This window comes from Niabella aquatica (genome assembly GCF_054779315.1).
In genome coordinates this window covers 66,050-92,594 of the sequence record NZ_BAAGYM010000017.1, presented here as the reverse complement: position 1 = coordinate 92,594, position 26,545 = coordinate 66,050, and the positions used below count along the sequence as shown (strand labels likewise).

The 26,545-nt window shown below is 40.1% G+C and carries 17 protein-coding genes and 1 tRNA gene; 5 read left to right on the top strand and 13 right to left on the bottom strand.

Going from position 1 to position 26,545, the window contains the following annotated elements; all coding sequences use genetic code 11:
* Positions 1 to 840 precede the first annotated feature (840 nt).
* From ACYVBM_RS14930 to ACYVBM_RS14915, 4 genes are all read right to left on the bottom strand, one after another.
* On the bottom strand, positions 841 to 1,221 hold the full coding sequence (locus tag ACYVBM_RS14930; RefSeq protein ID WP_460686483.1) for a PH domain-containing protein: 381 nt from the start codon (positions 1,219 to 1,221) through the stop codon (positions 841 to 843).
* A 460-nt stretch (positions 1,222 to 1,681) separates the two neighbouring features.
* Complete coding sequence (locus ACYVBM_RS14925; RefSeq protein ID WP_460686482.1) at positions 1,682 to 1,846, bottom strand: DUF6734 family protein; 165 nt, start codon at positions 1,844 to 1,846, stop codon at positions 1,682 to 1,684.
* Positions 1,847 to 1,913: 67 nt separating this feature from the next.
* Positions 1,914 to 3,329: a TlpA family protein disulfide reductase gene (locus ACYVBM_RS14920; protein WP_460686481.1), complete on the bottom strand. Its 1,416-nt coding sequence runs from the start codon at positions 3,327 to 3,329 to the stop codon at positions 1,914 to 1,916.
* Positions 3,330 to 4,529: 1,200 nt separating this feature from the next.
* Positions 4,530 to 4,613: transfer RNA gene (locus ACYVBM_RS14915), tRNA-Leu, on the bottom strand.
* A gap of 179 nt (positions 4,614 to 4,792) precedes the next feature.
* Between ACYVBM_RS14915 and ACYVBM_RS14910 the strand changes: the two genes are divergently transcribed.
* On the top strand, positions 4,793 to 5,995 hold the full coding sequence (locus ACYVBM_RS14910; RefSeq protein WP_460686480.1) for an NAD(P)-dependent oxidoreductase: 1,203 nt from the start codon (positions 4,793 to 4,795) through the stop codon (positions 5,993 to 5,995).
* Positions 5,996 to 6,035: 40 nt separating this feature from the next.
* Here ACYVBM_RS14910 and ACYVBM_RS14905 read toward each other — a convergent pair whose 3' ends face one another.
* From ACYVBM_RS14905 to ACYVBM_RS14870, 8 genes are all read right to left on the bottom strand, one after another.
* Complete coding sequence (locus tag ACYVBM_RS14905; protein ID WP_460686479.1) at positions 6,036 to 8,255, bottom strand: alpha-galactosidase; 2,220 nt, start codon at positions 8,253 to 8,255, stop codon at positions 6,036 to 6,038.
* A 63-nt stretch (positions 8,256 to 8,318) separates the two neighbouring features.
* The gene (locus ACYVBM_RS14900) at positions 8,319 to 9,272 is read right to left on the bottom strand and encodes a glycoside hydrolase family 43 protein (protein WP_460686478.1); all 954 of its coding nucleotides are present in this window, start codon (positions 9,270 to 9,272) and stop codon (positions 8,319 to 8,321) included.
* Between the two features lie 67 nt (positions 9,273 to 9,339).
* On the bottom strand, positions 9,340 to 10,302 hold the full coding sequence (locus ACYVBM_RS14895) for a glycoside hydrolase family 43 protein (protein WP_460686477.1): 963 nt from the start codon (positions 10,300 to 10,302) through the stop codon (positions 9,340 to 9,342).
* A 41-nt stretch (positions 10,303 to 10,343) separates the two neighbouring features.
* Positions 10,344 to 12,305 carry a RagB/SusD family nutrient uptake outer membrane protein gene (locus ACYVBM_RS14890; RefSeq protein WP_460686476.1) on the bottom strand — a complete coding sequence of 654 codons (1,962 nt, stop codon included), beginning with the start codon at positions 12,303 to 12,305 and terminating at the stop codon, positions 10,344 to 10,346.
* 33 nt (positions 12,306 to 12,338) lie between these two features.
* Positions 12,339 to 15,506: a SusC/RagA family TonB-linked outer membrane protein gene (locus ACYVBM_RS14885; RefSeq protein ID WP_460686475.1), complete on the bottom strand. Its 3,168-nt coding sequence runs from the start codon at positions 15,504 to 15,506 to the stop codon at positions 12,339 to 12,341.
* A 383-nt stretch (positions 15,507 to 15,889) separates the two neighbouring features.
* Positions 15,890 to 16,921 (bottom strand): FecR family protein, encoded by a 1,032-nt coding sequence (locus ACYVBM_RS14880; protein WP_460686474.1) that lies wholly within the window; start codon positions 16,919 to 16,921, stop codon positions 15,890 to 15,892.
* A 38-nt stretch (positions 16,922 to 16,959) separates the two neighbouring features.
* The gene (locus tag ACYVBM_RS14875; RefSeq protein WP_460686484.1) at positions 16,960 to 17,502 is read right to left on the bottom strand and encodes a sigma-70 family RNA polymerase sigma factor; all 543 of its coding nucleotides are present in this window, start codon (positions 17,500 to 17,502) and stop codon (positions 16,960 to 16,962) included.
* A 404-nt stretch (positions 17,503 to 17,906) separates the two neighbouring features.
* On the bottom strand, positions 17,907 to 20,096 hold the full coding sequence (locus ACYVBM_RS14870; protein ID WP_460686473.1) for a glutamine synthetase III family protein: 2,190 nt from the start codon (positions 20,094 to 20,096) through the stop codon (positions 17,907 to 17,909).
* A 263-nt stretch (positions 20,097 to 20,359) separates the two neighbouring features.
* On the opposite strand from ACYVBM_RS14870, the gene proC reads away from it, so the two are divergent.
* Positions 20,360 to 21,154 carry a pyrroline-5-carboxylate reductase gene (gene proC / locus ACYVBM_RS14865; protein WP_460686472.1) on the top strand — a complete coding sequence of 265 codons (795 nt, stop codon included), beginning with the start codon at positions 20,360 to 20,362 and terminating at the stop codon, positions 21,152 to 21,154.
* Positions 21,155 to 21,185: 31 nt separating this feature from the next.
* Here proC and ACYVBM_RS14860 read toward each other — a convergent pair whose 3' ends face one another.
* Positions 21,186 to 21,683, bottom strand: coding sequence for a hypothetical protein (locus ACYVBM_RS14860; RefSeq protein ID WP_460686471.1), 498 nt, complete (start codon positions 21,681 to 21,683; stop codon positions 21,186 to 21,188).
* 351 nt (positions 21,684 to 22,034) lie between these two features.
* Between ACYVBM_RS14860 and ACYVBM_RS14855 the strand changes: the two genes are divergently transcribed.
* From ACYVBM_RS14855 to ACYVBM_RS14845, 3 genes are all read left to right on the top strand, one after another.
* Positions 22,035 to 23,693 carry a CTP synthase gene (locus tag ACYVBM_RS14855; RefSeq protein WP_460686470.1) on the top strand — a complete coding sequence of 553 codons (1,659 nt, stop codon included), beginning with the start codon at positions 22,035 to 22,037 and terminating at the stop codon, positions 23,691 to 23,693.
* A gap of 437 nt (positions 23,694 to 24,130) precedes the next feature.
* Positions 24,131 to 25,606, top strand: coding sequence for a Gfo/Idh/MocA family protein (locus tag ACYVBM_RS14850; RefSeq protein WP_460686469.1), 1,476 nt, complete (start codon positions 24,131 to 24,133; stop codon positions 25,604 to 25,606).
* Positions 25,607 to 25,653: 47 nt separating this feature from the next.
* On the top strand, positions 25,654 to 26,445 hold the full coding sequence (locus ACYVBM_RS14845) for a 3-keto-disaccharide hydrolase (protein ID WP_460686468.1): 792 nt from the start codon (positions 25,654 to 25,656) through the stop codon (positions 26,443 to 26,445).
* The last annotated feature ends 100 nt before the right edge of the window (positions 26,446 to 26,545 follow it).

Genomic DNA, 26,545 nt, shown 5'->3' with positions numbered 1-26,545 from the left:
ACAACTTAAAGCGAAAGAACTATCCTTACTTCAAAGACTTGCTAAAAAGCATGAATTGCAAGTCATTGGTATTTAGACAGTTGCTTCACTTGTCATTAACAGCAGGCGCAACGTATTTTCCAGTAAACCATTACAAAGCAAATTTTTAAACCCCTTAACATACTGCTGATTAAGAATCATTATATTGGTATATTGTTTGTCTTTCTGCAGTATGGAAAATCACAATTACGAAACCCCTACAAGTATTACCGAAGCATTGGAAATGCTGGCAAACAAATTATCCATATTTGTTGATACAAATGATGCCTTTTCGATTCTTACACAATCTCCGGGTAAAAGTTATAAACTTCACTGGAATTCACCAGTACAAGGCAGAGTTGTTATAATTCCTCAATTAGCTGTAGATTCCGGCAGGTAAATTACTTCGTCTTCTTGGAAAGTACTCCAAATTTCAGGAACCGAGTCTTTTGCTTTGCCCGGCTATATTTTAAATGACTACACAAATGACAGCTACAGGGATTACCATGTGCACGAAGTGCGTATAGTTTCCTTATCCCGTCCTCCTGGATGCAATATTTCTTCAATCGCTTTTTATAGTGCAGCATTTTTAATTCGTGTCGCCGGACTTTATTGATACTCATAAAATAAAACTAATAAAAATCGAAATATTTAACTGTTTTGCATCAAACAGGATATAACGACATGTTACCCTTATGCGCAAAAAACAAGAATGATTAGTACACCCTTATTTCCTGTTCAAAAGGGTACGGTAAAACAGCGTATCCCTTTGAGAGGTGCTATCCGTTAGAAAAAGACATCAAATTTACTTTGAAATCGCATCTAAGTAAGAATATGCGATGCTAAAATTTTCTGTACTTCATAAATATTCACGCTTTTATTAAATTTCTTTTGGATGCCCGGTGCTGTTTCGGAGGATACCCATATTTTCAATTCAGCATCTAAATCGAAATGTCCAGCGGTTTCAATACTGAATCTGGATATACTTTTGTAGGTTACACTTTTATACTCAATCTTACTTCCGGTCAACCCTTGCCTGTCAATCAACAACATCCTTTTATTAGTGAAGATAAATACGTCTCTAATTAATTTAAAGCCTATTTCTACGGTTTCTCCCTCGACAAAAAGATTTTTATAGTCTCTATGTAAATCAGCATTACTTACTGTTCCTGCATTACCTAATAGGGCTGAAAATAAACCCATAATTTATGTTTTTGGTTGTAAAATATGTTTTGCTCAAATCTAAAAGAGGTGCCGTACTTTATTTTACGGAAATCCGTAAGCACAAGAAAACCGGAGCTATTATACCCTTTAATTATTTGCCATCAGATTTATTGCCATTTAAAACCTTCAACGCTAAAATAAATTGAACGACGACCAGAATTATAAAAATCAGGCTCAATAATCATTCGTTTTGCGGTCTTCATCTTCTTTAGAAGTTTTTGAACACTTTCAAGAAATACCACATCAGAGCTGCCGGAACTACTGCCCGCCGTCCCTATCCGGAATGGCGGGCTCATCATCAAACTTCACCCGGTACGTTTTATTATCAAAAGAGCCATCAAGAAATTGGCATGAGCTACATTGCAGCTGAGGAATAATTTAAATCGGAGTAATCATCAGTTATATTGGAATAAGGTAGCCCCAGTTCATCCTTGAATATTCAGACACCCGTTTTATCAGTATGCAAATTTACTTCTGGATAAAGTTCTTTCAGTTTAGTGCAACTCAGCGCCCAGGCCATTAGATGATGTTGCGGAGATTGCCATCCGAAAGAATCTTTCAGAAGATCGTTGTTACTGGTCCACAGTGTCTGACAAACAACCATAAGTAGCTATTATTTTTTTAATTACGATTAGACGCTGTTCAATAAAAGACAATCACGCTTAACAACTCTAAGGAGTTAACGATTGAATTGCTGTCGTATCAGAAAAGTCGGGAGCATTTGCTGATATTAATTTACCATTTTTGCCAAATAAAAAGTATCGGGGAAAGCTTCTATCCCAGAGGTATGTTTCGGTTAAAACTTTTATTCCATCCAGTGCTTTCATTAAAAAGCAGTTTTCTCTTTTTACATCATATTTTTCAATAACTTTTTTCCAGGCAGTCGTGTCATTTTCAAAAAATATCCAATAAGGAGTGACAGTTTTGGAGTTATCCATGGGTTTTGATTTACTGTATTTCTGCATATTTTCCATGCACGGTTTGCACCATGATCCGGTCATGTCAAAAATTAAATACTTTGTTTTTGTATTCTTGAAAATATCGCCAAAAGGAATTATTTTATTATTGAACGAAACAACTTCAAGACCAGATACCTCACTTGATAAGTTGTTATCCTTCTTGCTTTTTAAATAATTGGCGTAGTCTGAAAACTCCTTGATTGTAAAAGGTTCCGAATTAACATCAACCGGTTCCCCATTTTTAAGGCTACTTTCCATATCGAGTAACCGCCAATACTGCCTCGTTTCTGAGGATACGTTATGTTTTAATTTTTCCTCGTCAATGCCTGTATTATTAACAACACGGTGAAGAGTTTTAATAATAAACCAGTATAATGGAGATTTAAATTGAATGTACTTATCCACATCGCTAACTAAATTAATAAACGAGCGTGAAATGTAGTTCTTGATAACGGTATCCTTAATACTCGGGGTATATTCAAACGCAAATAGTAAAAGGCCAGAAATATAGTAATCCGTAATAAATTGCTTGGAAGCATTAGACTTACTGGCTACAGGGTGAATTTTAAAGTATGCTTCCGCTGTTTCTTTTGCAGTTGCAAATATATTTTCTTTGTTAATAGCATAATCTACATTTCGTTTAAAGTTATCCCTGTTGAGTAAGTTGTTATTCTTTAAATAATAGATACTAAACTTCCTCCTTTCTTGTTTATTTAAAGTATCTGGCCCCGGTGAAATAAGCGCAGGGTTTGAGTTATTTTCAAAATCATAGATATTACCCCATTTGTCTTTGCTTTCATAGAAGTAGGAAATTGTATACACCAGGCTGTCACCGGGATTCAAAAGATAATACCCGCCCGCTCCATTGTGTGTAAACAAAACCGGTTGGGTAATGTAAACTTTTAAAACCCTCCTGTCACCCTTATCTGTAGTGATCTCCAAAGGAATGGCCTTCTTTTTTTCTAAATTGTAAACATCAACAAAAGTTACTTCCTGCTCCTTTTTATCAACATCTTTTGTGAAATTTTGAACAATCGTCGTGTTATATTCAACCTGCTGGAACCTTTTCCCGAAGGCGTTGGCGGTTAACGCTGAAATCGCAAAAAAGAAAATTAAGTATTTAATCATAAATGGCACTATTTCAAATTCAATACGAAACGTTATACAGGATAGCCTTTAGAAAAGATAGCAATTTTTTTCATCTTATAAAAAGGCTGACTTTCAATTTAATAAGCCAGCCTTTCTTTCCATGATTCGCCTACTAGCACCATTAGGTGGAACTGCTATCACAACAATAGTTGTGGCATTCACCAGTCCCTGTACCAGATGATCCGGTGCCTGGCGTTGAATTACAATTGCCAGTCCCATATCCACCAGGATTGCCGCGGGATCCTAAAGAATAGCAAATTTTTGTACAGTTATCACATCCGCTACCACGCATAACTGATTTCATTTGCTCGCGACTTCTTCCTGGGAAAGAATTCTGCCATTTTTGACAAAAAGATCCTGAACCATTTCACCAGCCTCTTCGTAGTAATAAGTATTTTTATTCCTGTCAAATTTAATCGGGAACCCCAACTCTTTCATTTCTTATAAGACGCCGGCATAGCACTTTTGCATAAATTATTTTTTTGAGCCAAGGCGTCCAAATTTCCGGTAGCACGTTTTTTGATCAAATAATCAATGAACTTTATTCGGTGAATATGTTTTAATATAGCCATGAGTAAATCATTTAGCGTTAAACATTAATCTTTTAAAATGTATTTCAAATCCCCGATACCGTATGTGTCTGGAATCTGATAATATTTTGTCGCTTCGCCTCTTGGGGAGGGAAGTGACAAAAAGAATGTAGTTGTATACAATATTTCTGTCTTGTTGCACCAATTATCCATTTGTATTATGTTCTCATCCAGGCTACTGCCGCTTACCGGAACATGTGAATATTTTTCTGAGAAGTTTTTATAATCTTTTTTCTCGGATTCGTTTTAGTGACCTGAAATGTTTGGATAAAAGAGAAAAGGATTATTACGCAATTATGTTACAAAGCCTCCAGCGAAGATTTTTTTGCTGTTTTGCGACATAATGGGTTTAAGGTTTACCAAGCCAGTAGCGGTTATACATTTTGTAATCCGGAACGCGAAAGAAAAGATCAAATGGTAGCAAAGTAATAACGGATTAAGAAATGCGAATATTGAGCAGTGTATAATAAAAAAGTTAATTTCATTTAACTAAAGTTCTTTCAAACCTTTTGAAATTTTTTGTTTGCAAATTGTTTGCAAATAAAAAAGACCCACTAAGTGAGTCTTTTATAACTGATTGAAAATCAAGTGCCCAGAACAGGAATCGAACCTGCACTCCGTTGCCGAAACCAGATTTTGAGTCTAGCGCGTCTACCAATTCCGCCATCTGGGCTAAAAACGGGTTGCAATATTACGGAAATTTACTATTAAAAAATCAATAGGCTTCCTGATTATTTACTTAGCTTTATTTACAGCAGCTCTTTTTAGGAACTATTATTTTTATAATCAGCTTCCATATTTTGTTTAACATTTCTTTCATCCTGATTTTTCAGATAAATATGGCAAAGATATATGATAAAAATCGGACTGATCAAAGAAGAAAAAATACCACAGGACAACCGGGTGGCGCTTACTCCTGGTCAATGTCGCTGGCTATTGTCTACCCGAACCGGGTTATCCATTACTGTTCAGCCCGCTGATATACGTTGTTACAGCGATAAGGAATATAAAAATGCCGGAGCGCTTCTCAAAAACGACCTGTCTGACTGTGATATACTTTTAGGGATTAAAGAGGTTCCTGTAAACAGCCTTATTGAAAACAAAACTTACCTGTTCTTTTCTCATACCAGGAAAAAACAGCCTCAAAACAGGAAGCTGCTTAAAAGTATATTAGATAAAAAGATCACCTTAATTGATTATGAATGTCTTGAACATGAAGACGGGCAGCGTATTATTGGTTTCGGTTTTTTTGCCGGCATTGTAGGTGCGCACAATGGCATAATGGCCTATGGAAAAAGAACAGGGCTTTATCATCTGGAGCGGGTTTATAAACAAAGAAGTTTTAAAGAGCTTATTCATACTTATTTCGGGCTGCGGCTTCCCAATATAAAAGTTGCAGTTACTGGCAGCGGACGTGTAGCGCACGGATTGATTGAAGTAATGAACCTGATGGGTATTCACGAAGTAGAACCTGAAGATTATATGATCAGAAGATTCTCCTATCCTGTATATACACAGTTAAAAGGCAGCGCTTTATACGAACATGAGATCACAGGCAGGTATTTGCGTGAAGACTTTCACAACAAACCACAACATTATTTATGTAAATTCCTGCCTTACACAACACAAACTGATATCCTGTTAAATGGTGTATACTGGGAAGAAGGTGTACCGCCCCTTTTTCACAGTTCAGATATTAAGAAAGGTGATTTTATTATTCAGACAATTGCAGATGTTTCTGATGACAAAAATGGCTCCGTTCCAATCAATATATCAAGCCAGTCTATAGAAGATCCCGTTTATGGCATTAACCGCAGCTCGTTATTGAAAACAGCCGCTTATGAACCAGGTTCTATAGACATCATGGCGGTAAGCAACCTGCCTAATGAACTACCGCGTGATGCCAGCAGATACTTTGGGGAGCAGCTTATAAAATATGTACTGGATGACCTGTTTACAGGCGGTAATGAAATTATAAACAGGGCTACCATAGCTTCTACCGGACAATTAAAGCAACGTTTTGAATACCTCCAACATTATGTGAATGAAGACTAGCGGCATCATGCTGCTTCTCATAAAGCATTGTCTTTACTCATTATGGCTGCTTTTCCAGATAAAGCACACCGCTGCTTCCCTGCCATTGAATATTAGGATTTATACCCACTTTCATCAGGTAATCACCGGATATGATCTCACCATTTCCAGGATACTGAATGTTGCCTTCAGCGTTCAACTCTGATATTTTATACCTGGCATTCTTGTCTAATCCATGTAGTCTGAAAGTAGGCATAAGCGTACGCTCATGAAAATTCAGGCTAAAGTAAAACAGCAGTGCTTTGCTCTGATCTTTGGAAACATAACTTGTCGCGCTCCATTCGCCTTCATCATAAGGTGACCATACAGTATATACATCGCCCAACTGAACAATATCTCTTACTTTCTTATAATTGCTTATGGCTTTTTTAAGAAAATCAAAATCTTTCTCGCTCATATCTTTAGGCTGAAGCTCTATGCCCATCCTGCCCATCATGGCCACATCACATCGTAATTTTAGAGACGAAACATTTCCTGTTTGATGATTGGGCGATACGGTGACATGCGTAGCCATTGCCTTTGCCGGGAAAAACAAATTTGTAGCAAATTGCAACGGTATGCGGGTGTAGGGATCGGTATTGTCGCTGGGCCAAAATTCATTATGGTATTGCAGTGCTTTATAATCTAACCGACCACCACCAGAAGAACAAAGCTGGATGGTAATGTTCGGATGCTTTTTTCTTATTCTTTCATAAATATTATATAACCCGTTGATGTACGCTATCCAGAATTTTGATTGTTCGTATGCATCCAGGTATGCCGAACCTGCACTTTCCACGTGGCGATTAGCATCCCATTTAATGTAGCTGATGTCTTTTGACAGCGCTGTCACATCATCAAACGTCTTTACAATAAAATCCTGTACCGCGGGATTCGAGAGATCCAGCAGCCATTGATTTCTTAGTGTTGGCATATCACGATGCGGGCTTTTTACCACCCATTCAGGATGTCGCTCTGCCAGCTCACTTTGTGGGTTTACCATTTCGGGCTCTATCCATATACCAAATCTCAACCCTTTTGCCCGTGCATGTTTGGCTAGATAATCAATACCCCCCGGCAGTTTTTTTGTATTTACCTGCCAATCACCAAGACCCATTTTATCAGAGTTACGGGGATACTTATTACCAAACCAGCCATCGTCCAGCACAAACACTTCCACACCCATCGACGCTGCATCATCTATGATTTTTATGATCTTCTCTTCTGTAAAATCAAAATAAGCACCTTCCCAACTATTCAATACTATTTCATTGATCTTATCCCCCTCGTACAAACTGTAACGTCTTGCCCAGTCATGAAAGTTTCTCGAAGCCTGGTTATAACCGGTATTGCTGTAAGTAAAAACCATTTTGGGAGTTACAAGGTTTTGTCCGGACGCCAGTGGATAACTTGCGCTAAATGGATTGATGCCAGCCAGTATATTCAACTGATTGGTTTCATCTACTTCAAAGTTTAGCTTGTAATTGCCCGTCCAAGCCAGGCTACCCATAATTACCTCGCCGCTGTAAGGTTGTGCTTTTTGATTGAGAGAAAGAATAAAAGATGAGTTCTCGGACTGTGTGGTACGATTTCCTTTTTTCGATTCTACCGATTTTATACCCGGCGCCAACCTGCTTTCTGCAAGCTGCATTTCCCTGGCCCAGGTACCGTGAAACTGTGTAAGATAATAACTTTGCGAGCTTACAGGCAAATAAAAAGAATAAAAATTATGCAACTGTACCGTACCCTTTTCCTTATTAGTGATTTTTACACTTTGGGTGATGATGTTTTCTTTGTGAAAGGCCTCAAATATTAAATCAACATACAGGTCATATACTTTGTCTTTAAGTTGTATGGTATGCATTGTAGCGTCACCATTGCTTTGCCGGTTATAACCAATAACGGTAAGCTCTGTGGTAAGTGCTCCGTTCGCATGGGTTATTTTAAGAGCCGGCTCCTGGAAAACCCGGCCGCCATAAGCGAGGTAACCCGATGGTTCAAAAGTCTCGTCAGTATCCGGCCGATGTAAAAATGTCTTCTTTAACAGTGCTTCTTTATCCTGCACTTTTTCTCCAAAAAATGATAACTTTAAAGTACTATCCGAATCTTTTTTGAAAACAAGACTTAAGTCTGCCGTTTCAATACTTACAAGTGAGGGTTTTGGTTTCTGGGCAATAGTATACCTGATGCCAAACAGGTTTACTACTGTAAAAATCAACAATGCTCGTATCGTATTAGTCATAAAATTCTATTAAGTGATTCATTAGCTTAACTTTCCGCATCTCAGGGCAGATCAATCGTTTTGTTACTGTTCAACGCTAAGCATACCATTTTCAATTTTTACATCTTTTATGGTAAGCCTTTCTGCTTTACTATTGGGAGCATGATACGATATTTTCAAATCTCCATCCCTGGTATTGAACAACATGCCATGCCCGCCATCATCGCTGTTGAGAGTGGTAGCAGACTGCTCCCACGGCCCCTCTATTCTGCCTGATACCGAATAGGCGACGCCTATAGCATACTTTCCTTTCAAATCGAAACTTGACCACAGCATGAGCAGCGTACCATCCTTCATCCTGTATACAAAAGGGGCATCTGTAACATTACCTTGTTGGTTGTGCGCTGCAGAATAAATGCCCTTTACCCAGGGAGCAGAGCTGGCTTTAAAGAGCAGAACAGGACTGCCTACAGCGCTTTTCAGATCATGGCTTAACCGTTGCGCGTATATTTCCCCATCAGAAACTTCTAACCATTCACGGCAAAAAATCATCCAGGGATTGTTTTCTTTGTCAGTATATAAAGCGGCATCAAGGCACATCCACTCTTTGGGTGTAACAGGTGCGTTCACTAAAGGCTTAAAATCTCTGTGCGGAAAATCGGACACTAAAACAGACGTTCCCCTTTTTTTATTTGCGTCGGAGAAGGTAACAAAAAGGTAGTATTTCCCTTTATAATAGTAACAGTCCGGTGCCCAGAAATCAGTTTTCCCCCAAAAATCCGCATTAGCAGTAAACACGTTTCCTATATCCTTCCACGTAGTCAAATCTTTGCTACTGTATGCTTTTATGCCCGGCTTATTATTAGCATAGGTATAATAATTACGGCTCTTCTTATCGTAAAAAACGAAAGGATCTCTTAACAACATCCGGCTGATGTCAATACTATCGTCAACAGACTTCGATTCCTTATTTACAGAATTTTTGACATTACTGCATGACATGTATGCGCAAACCGCACATAACATTAAGATGTGCATGCAAATTCTCTTTATATGCTGACCAGTATCCATTTTTAAAATATACTTTACAATATGTATAACAATATTAGTTATCAATTACCACACTCCCATTCACTTCCCGTATTTTGGCAATCTTTGGTCGCGAAATACCTGAATTAGGTGCATGATATGAAATATATTTTTGCCCGTTAAATGCTTTAAAGATCATGGCATGCCCGCCATCGTCATTATTAAGCTGTACAGGCAAGTGTTTCCATGGTCCTGCAACAGTGCCGGACTTTGATTCTGCCACACCAATTGCATATTTCCCATTTTTATCAAAACTGGACCATAGCATTTGCAACTGTCCGCCATCCGTCTTATACACATACGGCGCATCGGTTACAAAACCGCTTATATTTCCTGATGTAATGGGAGCCGCCCATGGCGCTGCTGATGCGTTGAGTAAAAGAACAGGGGTTCCTGTTGCTGCTTTCAGATCGGGGGTTAAACGCTGGGCATAAATCAAACCGTCTGTAACTTCCAGCCATTCCCTGGAAAAGATCATCCATGGGTTACCTGCTTCATCCACAAAAAGGCTTCCATCCAGGCTCATCCAATTAGCGGGAGTAACCGCGTGGTTTTCTAAAGGAGTATAGGGTCCTGTGGGCTTGTCTGCAACTAATACAGAAGTGCCTCTTTTTACTGACGGGGCTGAAAAGGTGGCGAAGATATAGAACCGGCCCTGGTGTATATACAAATCTGGCGCCCAGAAATCTTGCTTGCCCCAGAAATCAGCGTTTGCACTAAATACATATCCCTCATCTTTCCAATTTTCCAGGTCTTTACTGCTATACATCCTGAAATGTGGCTGGTTATTAAAAGTAAGGTAATAGGTATTGGAAGCAGGGTCTGCCAACACAAATGGATCTCTACCCTGTATCTGATCTAACGGGATCGGATATTCAATTTTAACAGGATCAACAATGCTCTCCGGCTGCTCGCCCCATTTCTTTACGCAAGCAGAAAATAATACTGACAATAAACAAATACTGTATAAAATTTTCATTCGTATATCTTTAGTTTTTTAATTTTTGAGGAACGGAACGTTTAGTTATATCCAGGATTCTGTTTTAAGTTAGGATTCTCTACAATGGCTGACTGAGGAACGGGAAACAGGAGATTCTTCTCGGAAAAATTGAAAGCATGTTTTCTTCCTTCTTCCACATATTTCCCCATGCGTATCAGATCTTCCCTACGCTTTCCTTCATACCAGAACTCCCAACCTCTTTCTTTTAGAATATGCTCGCGCAACGATGCCTTATCCGGGAAATCCGCCAATTTTAACGAGTGGTTGCTATCACCTCCCAATTGCTTTGCTACTGATGCTACTTTAAAATCGTCAACCCATAAAGTATAGTTGCTTCCTGAGTTTCCCAGGGCCAGCATTACATTGGCGTTGCTGCCGGTCTTTGCTGACTCGGTCGTTTCTACTTCAATTTGGGTAGGTTTATTCGCTTCCAGCGTTATTGTTTTTATATAATCAAATCCGTTTTCAAACCTAAGCTCTAAGCTTATGTTTTTATCTGACAAAGCTGTAAAAGTGGCTTTATATTTCCTTCCGGCTTCATAGTTAAAGGTCTCATTCCTTACCTGCAATGCCCAGAAGGCACCACCGGAAGCGCCTACTTCTATTTTCAGGGAATTTCCGCTACCCAGCTTATTGGTATTATCAATGGCATAACTCCACGATGCGGCATTATCATATTTATTCATGTTAAAAATGCCTGCCTTAGTCCCATTAACAGGACTATCAAATTTCTCTTGCAGCAGGGTAAGCGAAGGGAGCTCTCCTGTAGGTATTCCGAATGCTCTCCCCCTGATCTGGTTAATCAAATTTATGCTTTCCGTGTTAGGCCCGTTTAGCTCGTTCAGCGCTTCTGCTTTAAACAATAATACTTCCGCATACCTGTCCAGCACTTTATCATTTCCAGCCCAGATACCAAAGGCCTGCGGATCAATTCCGTATTTTAAAGGTAAAGCGCCGATGTCCGTATTTCTTAAGTTCACTGCCTGATTAGATTTATTAGTATATCGGGCCCAGGCCAGTTTACGCCTCAAATCTTCTTCATTAAAAGAGTCATAAAAACTCCATGGCATCCGATGTCCGTTCCATCCATCCAGTGATTGTGAACTGCCGTTGGGAGATAGAAAATCGCCCGGCAGGATGTTAACATAAGTATGGTTTCCATATGCATCACGGGCCTCGCCGGTTACAACAAAAATTAATTCGCGGTTACCTTTGTTATCAGCACTGAATATTTTTTCATAATTAGTTTCAAGCTGGTAATAATTAAGATTGATGATTTCATTGGCAACATCAACAGCCCCGCTCCAGTTTTTCTTTCGCATGTAGAATTTTAACAGGTAATGGAGCGCTGCTCCTTTTGTTATCTTTCCGAATTCGGACTGTGATACCGGGAGATCAGCCGCTGCTGCTCGTAGCTCATCAACAATAAAAGTTTCTACTTCCTGTTCTGAAGGGCGTGCAGGTTTATAATCAGGATCGGGTTGTAAGGCCCGGGCGTAATCCGTAATTAAAGGGAGGGGACCGTAAAAGCGATATAAGTCATATACGAAAAAAGCCCTTAAAGCTCTTACTTCAGCCATGATTACTTTTTTGGCTTCGGGGGCAACCGGCGACTCTTCCATTTTAGCCAGCGTATAGGTGGCACGGGTTACCGCGGGATTCAGCCAATTGTAAAATCCTACAGTCATTGCTTCATTAATAATCCAGTTCCCATTTAAAAAATTAGACCAGGCCCATTTCGTTGTCCACTCACCGGTAGCCACTTCATCCATAACTAGAGAACTGCCATCAGAAAACAAATAAGGTCCCCACCCCCCTAATCGCAGCTCATGATAGATAGCAGTTGCTGCGGCGTTTAAATCCCCCGGTGTTTTGAAGAAATTATTGGTATTTATAGTACCGGGTAATTCCGGATCCAGATTCCTTTCGCAGGAGCCTAATAATGTAGCTAATACTATTAACAGAAATATTATTCTTTTCATCTGTATAATTTTTATTATCGTTCCTTTTATAACTTAAAATTTAAAATTGATACCAGCATAAAATGTTTTCTGTGCCGGATAAGCAGCTCTGCTGTTTTCTCCCTCCGGATCCAATCCTGTATATTTAGTAATTGTAAATAAATTCTGAGCACCAACCACCAATTTCAGATTCTGCATTCCCCAGCGTTGCAACAGCCCTTTGGGAAAACTATATCCCAATGAAACCGTTTTTAACCTCAAATACGAAGCATCCTGCCAATACGGACTGCCATAAGAAGTATAGCTATTCACTTCCCCACTTGGCATGGTGGTGCTGGGGTTGGTTGAGGTCCACCGGTCTTTAACATCCTCCAGAAAGTTAAAATTATCCCTGAACCTTTGTGTGCCATAGCTTCCGAGCACTCCGTGCTCTATAAAAGTTGTTGGCCATTTTAACGCTCCTACTGATGCGTATAAGAAAGCCATTACTTCAAAATTCTTAAACTCTATAATATTGTTTAAACCAGCAGTAAACTTTGGGGCCCGCGTTCCCATATATAACACATCGGCCTGGTTAATGATGCCATCCGGCTGGCCGGTAAGCCTGCCGTTTTCATCAAGGCCGTTCACATCTTTAAACTTTTGCTGACCCGGTAACAGTGCAGGCATATCGGGCGTACTTTCTCCAAACTGTTTAATTCCATAAGGAATGAGCGCATAAACTGCTGTCATCGGATCATTAAGTCCCTGGTAAGGTTGCAACATCACTTTGGGGTCTCTTTCCTTCCACCTGTCGCGATAGGCAGTAAAGGTCAGAATGGTATTCCATCTTAAAGGATTAATAACGTTCAATGTATTTAATGTAAACTCAAACCCATGTCCTCGTGTGCTGCCGATATTCCAGGGGATAGAGCTTACTACAGAACTTTGGGGAAGCGTCCTGTAGCTTAGCAGATCTTTTATGTTTTTCAGATAGAAGTCAAAATTTCCTGTAATCCTGTTTTTCAAAAATCCGAAATCAATACCCGCATTAAATTCAGTAGTGGTTTCCCATTTAAGGTCGGCATTGCCCAGTTTACTTAAATTCACTCCCTGGTTCAGGTTGCCGTTAAAATAATAGTTCCTGCCACCAAAAATATAGTATTCAGAGGCTGCATCATTAGGGATATTTTCATTACCAACCTGTCCTAAACTTGTTCTCAGTTTAAGATCAGAAATGGATTTTACGCTTTTAAGAAAAGACTCATCTGACACGCGCCATGCGAGTGCAACGGACGGGAAAAATGCGTACCGGTTATTAGCTCCGAAGCGATCACTGCCATCCATACGGCCGGATGCCATTACTATATACTTCCCGTTAAAGGCATATTGCCATCTTGAAAAATAGGACACCAGGATGTGGCGGTCTCTGTAAGAGCTTACAACAGGTCTTTGCGAACCCGCATCCATATCATCATAAGACAAGATATCAGTAGTGAAATCCTGGGCTTTCGCTCCTGATCCCTGTCCGTTATAGTTTTGATAAGAGTAACCTAATACCCCATCTAACTTATGAAGCTCCCCCAGCGTTTTATTGATGTTCAATGTAACATCCGAAACAAAATCGGTTCGCTCTGCCCGGTTTATATTCGCTTCTCCGTTTACCTGGCTGCCATACCTGCTTGTTTTAGGATAATAGCTCTTTCGCACACTGCTGCGAATATCAGCACCATAAGAAAATTTTAGCCATATGTCTCTGTTTGCAGTAAGATAAAAATTAGTAAAAATATTACCCAGAAACCTGTATGCCTTCGTGTTATCATCAATATCCAGGTAAGAAAGAGGGTGCGCCAAAAGCGGCTGTTTGGGATCTTCTATCCATTTACCGGATACAGAATCGCGCTGAGCAGCGATAAGCGGACTGTAATTTAATGCAGATTCTATCATTCCGGCATCAGCATCTCGTCCATCGCCTAACTGGGAATTTTTAGACTGAGTTGAGGCAGCACTGATAGAGGTTCCATAATCCCACCATTTTTTGATCTTCTGATCAAAGTTGAAGCGGGCAGTAACTCTTTCCAGCCCGGTATTTTTAATAACCCCGTTCTGTTTAAAGTAGTTCAGGGAAAAGTACATTTTAGCAGCCTCGGTACCCTGTGCCACACTTATATTATATTGATCAATCCTGCCTTGTTGCGTAATGAGATCATACCAGTCAGTACCGTCGCCCGTAGCTGCTATCAGCTCATCAGAATTAGGCGGTACAAAGGGTGGCACCAATGAAGGGTTTACGCCGCCATAAGGCGCCAGTTTGTTTTGCTGAAGGTACAGGTCGTACATATAACGGTTCTGCTCTATCAGAAACTCTTTTGCAGTGAGTAGTTCCGGGCGTCGTGCTATAGTTTGGAAAGAAGTATTGATGGAGCCTTCAACTACAGAGCCAACTTTAGCTCTTTTCGTTGTAATTAGGATAACACCATTGCTTCCCCTGGCACCGTATATGGAAGTGGCAGCCGCATCTTTCAGTACCTGGATAGATTCCACGTCATTAGGATTTATATCATTCAGCGCTCCCCTGCCCCCATTATAATACTTATTACCACTGCCGGGCTCAACGGCATCATAAATAACAGGGAACCCGTCAATCACTACCAAAGGGCCGTTCCCCGCCGCAGCAGATGTAGCGCCCCTGATCAGCACCGAAACACCGCCACCCGGTTCGTTGGCATTGGTTACCGTAACCCCCGATGCCTGGCCCTGAAGCATATTGTCTATGGATGGCTGAGAGGTTTTATCAAGTTGCTCGGGCCTTACCGAAACAATAGCCGCATTTACGTCCTTACGCCGTTGCGTACCATACCCTATTACGATCACCTCTTCAATGTTCGTAACCTGAGACTTCAGCTTTATTAACAGCGAAATATTGGAGTTTTCTTTGATTTTATATCCTGACAAAACCTCCTCCTTATATCCGGTATTAGAAATACTGAATGAATAAGCGTCTCCCACAGGAAGATGCGAGAACTCAAAATAGCCCGTGGAGTCAGATACCGTGCCAGACGTAAACCCGGAAGCGGTATTAGTAACAACAATAGACGCACCCACTAAAGGCGCCCCCTCTTCATCGCGAACATACCCTTTTACTAAATTAGTAACCTGGGAAAAAACCAGGTTGGTAATACATATAGCACAAAAGGCCAGAAAAAATGGCTTCCATTTCAGGAAAAACAAATAACGAAACATAATTAAAAATTAAAATTTGAATAGCAATCTGAACCATTCTACAAACAATCTGTAAACAATACGTTCCGTAAAGAACTAACCCTACCCCCGGAAGTACATTTTTTTGAAAAGTTATTTTCAGTGGTGCATCATAGGTACGGTTACAGCTTCTACAACCGGCATACAGCTTATGAACTAAGGGAACACGCAATCACTTTCTGCCTCCCAGTAAATTTCTGTAAGATGTTTTCAAAAAACAGGTAATTGGTAACGGAAAATTTAATAAGCAGCTGGTTTCTTGTCGAGCGTACAATGTTGTATTAATCGATTTCTATCACATCAGTGCTATAGTGCTTACAAAGCAGATAGTTAACAGGACAATAGTACAATCTGTTTACATCGGTTTATTTTCTGATAAAATACCGGGTGCCCTCTTTCGATAATTTCAACCCGTTTAACCTGGAAAGATATTCCAGTACCTGCTCAAGGGTATCTGTTTTGTCAATTTTGCCGATGAAAGTCAACCCACTCAAGTCTCCACTACTGTAACTAATAGGCACACCATAAATATTACTTAATTGATCAAAAACTTCATTCAAAGGTTGGTTATTAAACATATACCATTGGTTCTTAAGTACCCTTATATCTGCAGCCTCCTTTTTACCGCTTCCTTTTACATCCGGTTTCCCGATCTTTTTAGGTGCCTGGTATCTGACTACTTTTTCCTGTTTTGTATGCTTTGAATAGTAGTAAACATCTCCCGGATGTAGTATATATTTTTCCTTATAAATACTATCTGAGATATACTGTACCGCTAACCGGCCGGTATATAAGTTTACCTGTATCATTGAGTCCAGCTTACCTGCCTGTACCGAAAACGATGTGCCTAATACTGTTGAATGTATTTCCTGCGCTTTTACAATGAATTTTCGGAGGCTATCTTTTTTAACAGCAAAGAATGCGCCTCCGTCAAGCGTAGCCAATCGCTCATTTTTTTCGGTTATCTCAAACCTTAAGCTGCTATAGGATGCCAGATGCACCCTGGTACTGTCTTCCAGAAAAAACTGCAAAGAATCGGTACTTGTATTTACATACACTTCATAATTACGGTTAACCGTTTTATCCTTTTGAGAATAGAAAAACAACCAGACACCAAGAGCAATGATAATAGAGGCTGCAACCGAAATAGTTAGTTTTACAATGCTCCCCTGTTTTCTTTTGGAACCCCTTATTAAAACACTCGGCTCATAGCTCCTGTTAACATCAATATGATGTTCCCTTTTATCGTAGTCAGAAACATAAGCCTTCCACTCCTCTTCATTAATGAGAAAAGAGAGCGCATCAGGATTTTCCTTCAGATAACGGGCAATAGCCTCGCTTTCTTCAGGTTTTAATGGCCCTTTCAAAAAGTGCTGTATGGCTCTCTTACTTATCATTATTCATTAAATACGTTTTAAATCCTTTCAACCCTTAACTAACCAAAAAATAATCTTTGCAGGATCATAATGAATATTAAAAAATATTTCCTCAACTGCTTAATCGCCAGTGTAATATGTTTTTCGACCGTTTTCATGGATATCGATAGTTCCTCTGCAATCTGTTTATTAGCATACCCTTCCATCCGGCTCAGTGTAAAAATCTTTTTACGGACAGGTGGCATCTCTTCTATCCCTTTTTGAAAAATTGCGTTGATCTCCCGCAATTGTAACTGGTCCCACAATTCCCCGGAAACCGAACGCTTTGAGAGATGCTTAACAGCAGCTATCAAATTATTTTGCTTTCTTATTTCGTCAATAAGGGATGTTTTGGCAATGCGAAACAATTGTACTTCTACCGGCAACTCTTCATTGATGCGGAGCCTGTTTTCCCAGAACTTTATAAAAGTGATTTGCGTAACCTCTTCTGCCAGGAACCGGGATTGGGTCTTGCTATACAGGTAGTTCAGCAATTTGGGAAAGTATTCATAATAAACCTCTCCAAATGCAGCCTCATCGCCATCCTTGATCTTCCTAAGCATATTCAAAAAACAATCAATTTTAGAGAAGCACCGGTTTTGTACGGGCGCAATTTATAGAAAAAATCTTCGCCGGCACAGGCAGCTTTATCAGACCTTCCCCAATATCCAATTACTATTACTTCCCCATTAATACAATCCCTATCAGCTTTTTTCCTGAAAAATGGAAAAGTTTGCTCCTCAACAGCAAGGATTTTGCTTTAACAAAGCGTCGGCAACAGGCTCCGCTAATATTGCAAATTGCACTATGCACAAGAAAACTACAATACTCCGATAATACGTCAGCATGATTAGTGATTAATTTTCCAGATTTACAGTAAGCACACCTATTAAAGAGCAATTTTTACACAACGCACTAAAAAAGCCGCTCAATACTGAACGGCTTATATTACAAATATACATTTTAATTAGCGCATAAACAAAAGCTCACGATATTTGGGCAAATACCATTCCTTATCATCCACCAGCAATTCAAGCTTATCTGCATGATAGCGGATCTGGGAAAAGAAAGCAGCTTTTACCTGGCTTTCATAAGCAACAGCTTTGGTACGTGTATTTTCTATTACATTACATATTTTACGTGCCTCAATCATCTGTTCTACCAGGTCGCTGGCCTTATTGATGTGCTCAGATATCTTATCAAGAATCTGCTTTTGGTTCGCATAAGCATCTTCGCTTAATCCGGCTTCCTTCAATCCCCTGATATTTTTGGCCAGCAGGTTTTGATAACGAATCGCCGGGGGAAGGATCATGCTGGTAGCCATTTCTCCCATGATACGGCCTTCAATCTGCACTTTTTTAATGTACTTTTCCAGCTCGATCTCGTACCTTGCTTCCAGCTCAGAGTGAGAGTAAATACCGTTCTCTACGAACAGTTTGGTATTTTTCTCGCTCACCATGGCATCCAGTGCAAGAGGCGTGGTTTTCAGATTGGGAAGACCTCTTTTTTCAGCTTCTTTTTCCCATGCTTCGCTATAGCCGTCACCTTCAAAAAGAATTTTTTCGCTGCTCACGATGTAATCATTAATTACCTGCATGATAGCGATCTCTTTTTTCTCGCCTTTTTCGATCAACGCATCCACATCTGCTTTAAAGGTTTTAAGCGTTTGGGCCATGATCGTGTTCAACACGGTCATAGGACTGGCACAGTTGGCTGTAGAACCCACGGCCCTGAATTCAAATTTATTCCCGGTAAACGCAAACGGTGAAGTACGGTTCCGGTCGGTATTATCTAATAAAAGATCAGGAATATTTTTATGAATATCCAGTTTTAACATGCTTTCATCCTGTTCGTCCATATCGCCTGTTACCCTTTGCTTAATATCGTTCAGTACTTTAGTAAGATATTCGCCAATAAATACAGAGATAATTGCCGGAGGAGCTTCATTGGCACCCAACCTGTGATCGTTTGATTCTGATGCAATGGATGCTCTTAATATATCTGCATAATCATGAACCGCTTTGATGGTATTTACAAAAAAGGTAAGGAACATCAAATTAGTTTTCGGAGTTTTACCGGGAGCCAAAAGATTTACACCTGTATCTGTAGCAATACTCCAGTTATTATGCTTACCGCTTCCGTTAATGCCTGCAAAAGGTTTTTCGTGTAATAATACGCGCAAACCATGTCTTAAAGCTATACGCGACATAACATCCATCAGCAGGGTATTATGGTCTACAGCAAGATTAACTTCTTCAAAAATAGGCGCGCATTCAAACTGGGCAGGCGCCACTTCGTTGTGACGCGTTCTTAAAGGAATACCCAATTTATAGCATTCATTTTCAAAATCGCGCATAAATGCATATGTTCTTTCAGGAATAGAGCCAAAATAATGGTCTTCCAGCTGCTGGTTTTTTGCAGAATTATGTCCATATAAGGTACGCCCACACATTACCAGGTCGGGCCTTGCTCTAAACAGGCCGTCATCTACCACAAAATACTCCTGCTCCCATCCCAAAGTAGGAGTAACACGGCTCACGTTCCTGTCAAAATAATTACAAACATCCACGGCTGCTTTATTCAATACATCAATAGATTTTAATAAAGGAGCTTTATAATCTAAAGATTCGCCGGTATAAGAAATAAATATGGTAGGGATACAAAGTGTACGGCCATGGCCAATTTCTATAATAAAAGGAGGAGAAGAAGGATCCCATCCGGTATAACCTCTTGCCTCAAAAGTAGCACGCAGCCCGCCGTTAGGAAAGGAAGAAGCATCGGGCTCCTGCTGTATCAACGCAGCGCCGTCAAATTCTTCAATAGGAGTACCATCACTTTTAAGCGTGAAAAAAGAATCATGTTTCTCTGCAGTAGTTCCTGTAAGAGGCTGAAACCAGTGTGTATAATGGGTAACGCCTTTGCTTTCGGCCCATGCGCGCATGCCATTGGCAATATTAGAAGCTACATTTCTGTCAATCTTTTGCCCCGATTTAATTGAAGCCACAATACTTTTATAAGCATCATCGCTTAAATACTCTCTCGCAGTTTTAAGGTTAAATACATGTGAGCCAAATACAGTAGTGATTTTTGGCGTAATTTTCCCGAGCTCATCGGTAGTAGCGGGAATGTTTGAAAGTGCAGAAATTCTTAAAGACATTGTGATATGTTTGTTTTAGTACGCAAATATACAGTTTAGCTAATTTTTATTACTGATAATGTTATAATTATTGCAAAATAAGTAAAAATTTATAGGAAAACTATAAAATAACAAATATTAATTTATTTAATAATTTAAAAGGTTCCTGTTTCTTATTATTTGTACGACTGCGCTCTTTTATTATGTCAAAATAATAACCACAGTTTATGCCGGTAGTTTGTAGATTTGCCACCTTTGCCGTTCAACACTAAAAACTAATAAAAGTGGCTCAGAAAATAGCAATACTCGGTGGCGGGAATTTAGGTACCGCTATAGCACAGGGATTTATACAAAGCGCTTTTTGCAAAGCATCGGACATCACGATTACTAAAAGAAATATAGCAACGCTTAAAGGAGAATTGCCTGAAAACGTTACAATAACCAATGACAATGTACAGGCTGCTTCCGGAAGCAATGTGATCATACTGGCAGTAAAGCCCTTCCAGGTGGCAGGAGTGATGCAAAGTATTGCTCCATCGCTTACCCCTCATCATATCCTCATTTCAGTAATTACAGGCGTTACGCTTGACGATCTGAAAGAAATGGCAAAGATCGGGTTACCGGTGTTTCGTGCGATGCCTAATACTGCAGTGGCTATTAAAGAAAGCATGACCTGTATCAGTTACGAAAATGCTACCGTCGAACAGGTACAGTTTGTAACCAGGATGTTCAGTACGGTGGGTAAAGTTGCCTTAATTGATGATAAATTAATGGATGCCGCAACGGTGTTAGGCGCCTGCGGAACTGCTTTTGCCCTGCGTTATATACGGGCGAATATACAGGGAGGTATTGAAATCGGGTTTGACGCGAAAACAGCCAGCCTTATTGCTGCTCAAACCGTAAAGGGCGCTGCAGAGCTGCTGCTAACGCATAACAGCCACCCCGAGCAGGAAATTGATAAGGTTACCACGCCCAAAGGATGCACTATCGTAGGGTTGAACGAAATGGAGCACAGAGGATTTAGCTCATCCTTAATAAGAGGAGTAATTACCAGCTACAAAAAGATCGCCAGGGATTAACCTGGCTATTATTTATTACTATTTGCAGGTATTACCAGCCGGCATATTTCTTAACATTATGAACAATAACCCAAAAAGGTGGGTTAGCTGTTGACGAAATTATCTCAACCTGAATATCATCCCTAACATATCGTTCCATAAAAGTATTTCCCGGAGTACGTAGATCTTTATTTCCAACAAACTTAAATCCCAGGCCAGTAAAAGACTTTTTTAATTCTTTAAGTTCTGATCTTTTCTTTAACCAATAATTTACACTATTTGCGTTCATTCCATTTTCCAAAAACGAAGCATCGAACCTTAGCCTATTTTTATCATTAGACCAGAAAACGTAGGTTTTGGCATTATTAATAAAAGTACTATCCTGTAAAAAATAATCTTTTCTTATACAAACCTGTTTAAGAGTATCGCTGTTGGAAGTATATATCTTCAATAAATCCTCTGCACTAAAAGATTGAGCATTCAGGCAACTTGAAGTTAAGGATGCAAAAAAACAAACCACAATTGTAAACCGGATCTTTTTGTTTTGCATTGTTCACTATTTCGACAAAAATAAAAATAATATACTGCAAAAGTGTGGATAGCAAAAATTGACCTCAGGCTTTGGAAACTTTCCGTAAAGTACCATTTCAAAATCCTGATTTTAACCATTCTTACGCTCACTTCATCATTTTTATATAGCAGTGAATAAAAATGTGCAAAATCAAACTTTTGTTTAATGTTTAATTTCTATCTTTGCACGACCTTCATAAATTTTTCTGCTCAGGATTATTTCTGCCGGTCAGTTAAGATCATTCTTTCATAAATTTTTATATATATCATATCAGCAAGCAGTTTACAATTACTTGCATGGTAGTTTTTATTGAGTAAAAACAACGCTCTTATGGCCAAATACATTTTTGTTACCGGTGGTGTAACATCTTCTTTAGGAAAAGGAATTATAGCAGCCTCTTTAGCCAAGCTTTTACAGGCAAGGGGTTTCAGGGTTACTATCCAGAAATTCGACCCTTATATTAATATTGACCCCGGAACTTTAAACCCTTATGAGCACGGCGAATGTTTTGTGACCGAAGACGGCGCTGAAACCGATCTTGACCTTGGTCATTACGAAAGATTCCTGAACATTTTTACTTCACAGGCCAATAACGTTACCACAGGCCGTATTTATCAAACAGTAATTAATAAAGAAAGAGAAGGCGCCTACCTGGGAAAAACAGTGCAGGTAGTACCTCATATTACCAACGAAATTAAACGCCGGATGATGGAGCTGGGCACTACCGGCGAGTACGATATTGTGATCACGGAAATTGGTGGTACCATTGGAGATATTGAAAGCCTTCCGTTTGTAGAAGCTATACGCCAGCTACAATGGGAATTGCCGGAAGAGGATACTGTAGTGATCCATCTCACCTATATTCCCTATTTAAAAGCAGCAAAAGAACTGAAAACCAAACCTACACAACATAGTGTAAAAATGTTAAGCCAGGAAGGTGTAAGCCCTGATATTATTGTATGCAGAACCGAAAAACCTCTAACACCCGAACTGAAAAGAAAGATTGCCTTATTCTGTAATGTAAAGCAGGAGGCGGTAATAGAAGCTGCCGACCAGTCTACCATTTACGAAGTACCGTTAGCTATGCTGCGCGAAAAGCTGGATATTACCTGCTTAAAAAAGATGAATATATCAGGGTACAACGAGCCAGAACTGACCAAATGGCGTGCTTTTCTTGATAAGCTGAAGTATCCCAAAACAGTAGTTCGTATCGGGCTGATAGGAAAGTATCTCGAACTGCAGGATGCGTATAAATCCATACTCGAAGCCTTTGTACATGCAGGTGCGGTAAACGAATGCCAGGTACAGATCATCAATGTGCACAGCGAATATATTACAGATGAGAACGTAGCAGAAAAACTGGACGGTCTTGACGGCTTGCTGGTAGCGCCCGGGTTCGGCCTTCGGGGTGTGGAAGGCAAAATCACAGCTGTAAAATATGCCCGCGAAAACGGCCTTCCCTTCTTTGGCATTTGCCTGGGCATGCAAATGGCAGCTATTGAGTTTGCAAGGAATGTATTGGGCATAAAGGAAGCCAACTCTACCGAAATGGATGAAAACACAAAAGAGCCTGTTATTGACCTTATGGAAGAACAAAAGCTTATAACAGAAAAAGGAGGCACCATGCGGCTGGGCTCTTACACCTGCTCTATTAAACCTGGCAGCCTTGCTTATACTATTTACGGAACAGAAACCATTACAGAAAGGCACAGGCACCGCTGGGAGTTTAATAATAAATACCTGGATGCTTTTGAAAAAGCCGGCATGGAGGCAAGCGGTAAAAATCCCGCCAGCGGCCTGGTTGAAGTAATTGAACTGGCCGGACACCCGTTCTTTCTCGGGGTGCAGTACCACCCGGAATTAAAAAGTACAGTGGAGAACCCTCAACCTATATTTGTCAATTTTGTAAAAGCAGCAATAGCTTATAGCAACAGCGTGCCCGGCGGAACTGCTAAAGTTTCGCAGCAAACCCAGAAACATATGGCCTGATTTTTTCAAAAAAAAGCCATATCAAAAGAAGCGTAAGACCCTGCAGATTTCGTATTTGATTTAACTAGCGCTTCATATTATTACTTAATAAAAAAGAGACTGTACTTCTCAGATTCGGGAACAGTCTCTTTTTTTATCATGGTAATAAAATATTGTGTAGCAAATACACTTGGGATATAAAAGAAAAGAGGTATTTTTATGCGATTGTTCATTGCGCCTGAGACGCTGTGATATAAAATTGAGATGCTGTGATTGAGCTCGGTTGTTCATGTGAGCAAATTTTGTAAACAGAAAATTGAAATGCAATTGCTTTGCTGTTTTCCGCCCATGGTACATAAACAATACATTTCAGATATACTATAGTGATGCTTACAATAAGTTTGTAATGACTGTAAAGATTTTTATATACTGTTTTTATAATTTTTTAATTTAAAGCTATGTCATCAGAAATTTCGAGGAAAAAATTTTTAAAGATGGGAGCCACTGCCACTGCGGCCTTTACAATTGCTCCGTCATCTATTTTCGGTAAAAAATTCGGCCATATAGCTCCAACTGATAAGCTGAATATAGCAGGTGTTGGTGTAGGAGGTATGGGGTTTGCAAACCTGAAACAAATGAAAACCGAAAACATTGTTGGCCTTGCCGATGTAGATTGGGGCTATGCCGGAAAAAACGGAGTATTCGATGCGTTTCCTAAAGCAAAAAAATACTACGATTACCGCAAAATGTACGATGAGATCGGCAAATCGATAGACGCTGTGGTCATTGCAACTGCCGATCATGCCCACGCTATTATTGCAGCAGAAGCTATGACGATGGGCAAGCACGTATATGTGCAAAAACCCCTTACACATAGCGTTTATGAATCCCGGTTACTCACCAAACTTGCAGCTAAACACAAGATAGCTACACAAATGGGTAACCAGGGAGCTTCCGGACAGGGTATCCGCCAGGTTTGTGACTGGATATGGAACGGAGAAATCGGAGAAGTGAGAAAGGTAGAAGCATTTACCGACAGACCGATCTGGCCCCAGGGGCTGAATACACCTGAAAAATCCGAAACACCTCCCGACACATTGAACTGGGATCTGTTCATCGGTCCAGCCAAGTATCGTCCTTACAATCCCATTTATACGCCTTGGAACTGGCGCGGCTGGTGGGATTTTGGTACCGGGGCTTTGGGTGATATGGCCTGCCATATTCTTCATCCGGTTTTCAAAGGGTTAAATTTATTATATCCAGTTAAGGTACAGGGAAGCTCTACATTGCTGTTAAACGATTGTGCCCCTACCGCGCAAATGGTTAAATACGTATTCCCTGCAAGAAAGAACCTTCATAAAGTAGCATTGCCACAGGTGGAAGTAACCTGGTATGATGGCGGATTACAGCCTATGCGTCCTGAAGGGGTACCGCCAGGTAAAAATCTTAATGATAACGGCGGCGGCGTTATTTTTTACGGCTCCAAAGACACACTTATTTGCGGGTGCTATGGGATGAATCCGTGGTTAGTGTCAGGACGCAAGCCCGTTTCTCCAAAAAGAAACAGGGAAGTTACCTTATCGCATGAAATGGACTGGGTTCGGGCATGTAAGGAAAATGCCGGCAGCCGGACAGAAACCGCTTCTCCGTTTAGCGAGGCAGGTCCGTTCAATGAAATGGTGGCCATGGGCGTGCTGGCAGTGCGTTTGCAATCGCTGAACCAGGAGCTGGGTTGGGATGGCAACAACATGAAGTTCACCAACATTCCTTCCGATGCTACGATCAAAACTGTAATAAAAGATGGCTTCAAAATCCATGACGGGCATCCAACATTTGATAAAACATGGACACAGCCTGTAAATGCCATTGCATATTCTGAAGAATTGATTAAGCATACTTACCGCGAAGGATGGAAATTACCGGCAATGCCTTAAACTTATTTTATTATTTATTAATTCAGCAAAACAATAAAAATCTATACATGAAAAAGTTTTTAACCGGATCCATTTTTTTAATTTCTGCCACAATAATTATGTCTTCATGCAACAACAACCCTAAAGAAAATAAAGAAGGCGAAACTACCGATACGACCGCCGCTGTGCAGGCTTCCTCACAGGAAGATACCACCGGCTGGATATCACTTTTTAACGGCCACGATCTTACAGGTTGGCGTGGTTATGATAAAACCGAAGTTCCCAAAGCGTGGAGCGTTGAAGATGGAGCCATAAAGATCAGTGGTTCTGGCGAAGGGGAAGCAGGCGCAAAAGACGGAGGTGATATCATCTACGATAAAAAATTCAAAAACTTTGAATTGAGCTTTGAATGGAAAGTGTCCAAAGGCGGCAACAGTGGTGTATTTTATCTTGCCCAGGAAATTGCGGGCGAACCCATCTGGAAATCCGCTCCTGAGTATCAGGTACTCGATAACGCCAATCACCCCGATGCCAAATTAGGAAAAGACGGCAACCGCCAGTCTGCATCTTTGTATGATCTTATTCCTGCCAAACCCCAAAATTCAAAACCTTTTGGCGAATGGAATACCGGAGGGATTATGGTTTATAAAGGAACAGTGGTACATAAACAAAATGGCGAAAACGTGCTGGAATATCATTTATGGACAGACGACTGGAAAAAGATGATTGATGAAAGCAAATTCAAAGGCTGGACAAACTTTATCAATGCAGGCGGTGATGCTAAAGAAGGTTATATAGGACTGCAGGATCATGGAGATGATGTTTGGTATAGAAACATCAAAATAAAAATTTTAGATTAATAATACTAAAATAAGTGATACGAAAGAAGCCAAAGAGCGTTTATCAATAGAAACACTTTGGCTTCTTTTTATTTATTAACTTGCCGGATAATGGAAAAGG

Excerpts from the sequence above, each read along its gene's own strand:
- ACYVBM_RS14905 (WP_460686479.1), bottom strand. The coding sequence starts at position 8,255 with ATGACTAATACGATACGAGCATTGTTGATTTTTACAGTAGTAAACCTG.
- ACYVBM_RS14890 (WP_460686476.1), bottom strand. The coding sequence starts at position 12,305 with ATGAAAAGAATAATATTTCTGTTAATAGTATTAGCTACATTATTAGGC.
- ACYVBM_RS14895 (WP_460686477.1), bottom strand. The coding sequence starts at position 10,302 with ATGAAAATTTTATACAGTATTTGTTTATTGTCAGTATTATTTTCTGCT.
- ACYVBM_RS14900 (WP_460686478.1), bottom strand. The coding sequence starts at position 9,272 with ATGCACATCTTAATGTTATGTGCGGTTTGCGCATACATGTCATGCAGT.
- ACYVBM_RS14875 (WP_460686484.1), bottom strand. The coding sequence starts at position 17,502 with ATGCTTAGGAAGATCAAGGATGGCGATGAGGCTGCATTTGGAGAGGTT.
- ACYVBM_RS14855 (WP_460686470.1), top strand. The coding sequence starts at position 22,035 with ATGGCCAAATACATTTTTGTTACCGGTGGTGTAACATCTTCTTTAGGA.
- ACYVBM_RS14910 (WP_460686480.1), top strand. The coding sequence starts at position 4,793 with ATGATAAAAATCGGACTGATCAAAGAAGAAAAAATACCACAGGACAAC.
- ACYVBM_RS14920 (WP_460686481.1), bottom strand. The coding sequence starts at position 3,329 with ATGATTAAATACTTAATTTTCTTTTTTGCGATTTCAGCGTTAACCGCC.
- ACYVBM_RS14880 (WP_460686474.1), bottom strand. The coding sequence starts at position 16,921 with ATGATAAGTAAGAGAGCCATACAGCACTTTTTGAAAGGGCCATTAAAA.
- ACYVBM_RS14850 (WP_460686469.1), top strand. The coding sequence starts at position 24,131 with ATGTCATCAGAAATTTCGAGGAAAAAATTTTTAAAGATGGGAGCCACT.
- ACYVBM_RS14925 (WP_460686482.1), bottom strand. The coding sequence starts at position 1,846 with ATGGTTGTTTGTCAGACACTGTGGACCAGTAACAACGATCTTCTGAAA.
- ACYVBM_RS14870 (WP_460686473.1), bottom strand. The coding sequence starts at position 20,096 with ATGTCTTTAAGAATTTCTGCACTTTCAAACATTCCCGCTACTACCGAT.
- ACYVBM_RS14845 (WP_460686468.1), top strand. The coding sequence starts at position 25,654 with ATGAAAAAGTTTTTAACCGGATCCATTTTTTTAATTTCTGCCACAATA.
- ACYVBM_RS14885 (WP_460686475.1), bottom strand. The coding sequence starts at position 15,506 with ATGTTTCGTTATTTGTTTTTCCTGAAATGGAAGCCATTTTTTCTGGCC.
- ACYVBM_RS14860 (WP_460686471.1), bottom strand. The coding sequence starts at position 21,683 with ATGCAAAACAAAAAGATCCGGTTTACAATTGTGGTTTGTTTTTTTGCA.
- ACYVBM_RS14930 (WP_460686483.1), bottom strand. The coding sequence starts at position 1,221 with ATGGGTTTATTTTCAGCCCTATTAGGTAATGCAGGAACAGTAAGTAAT.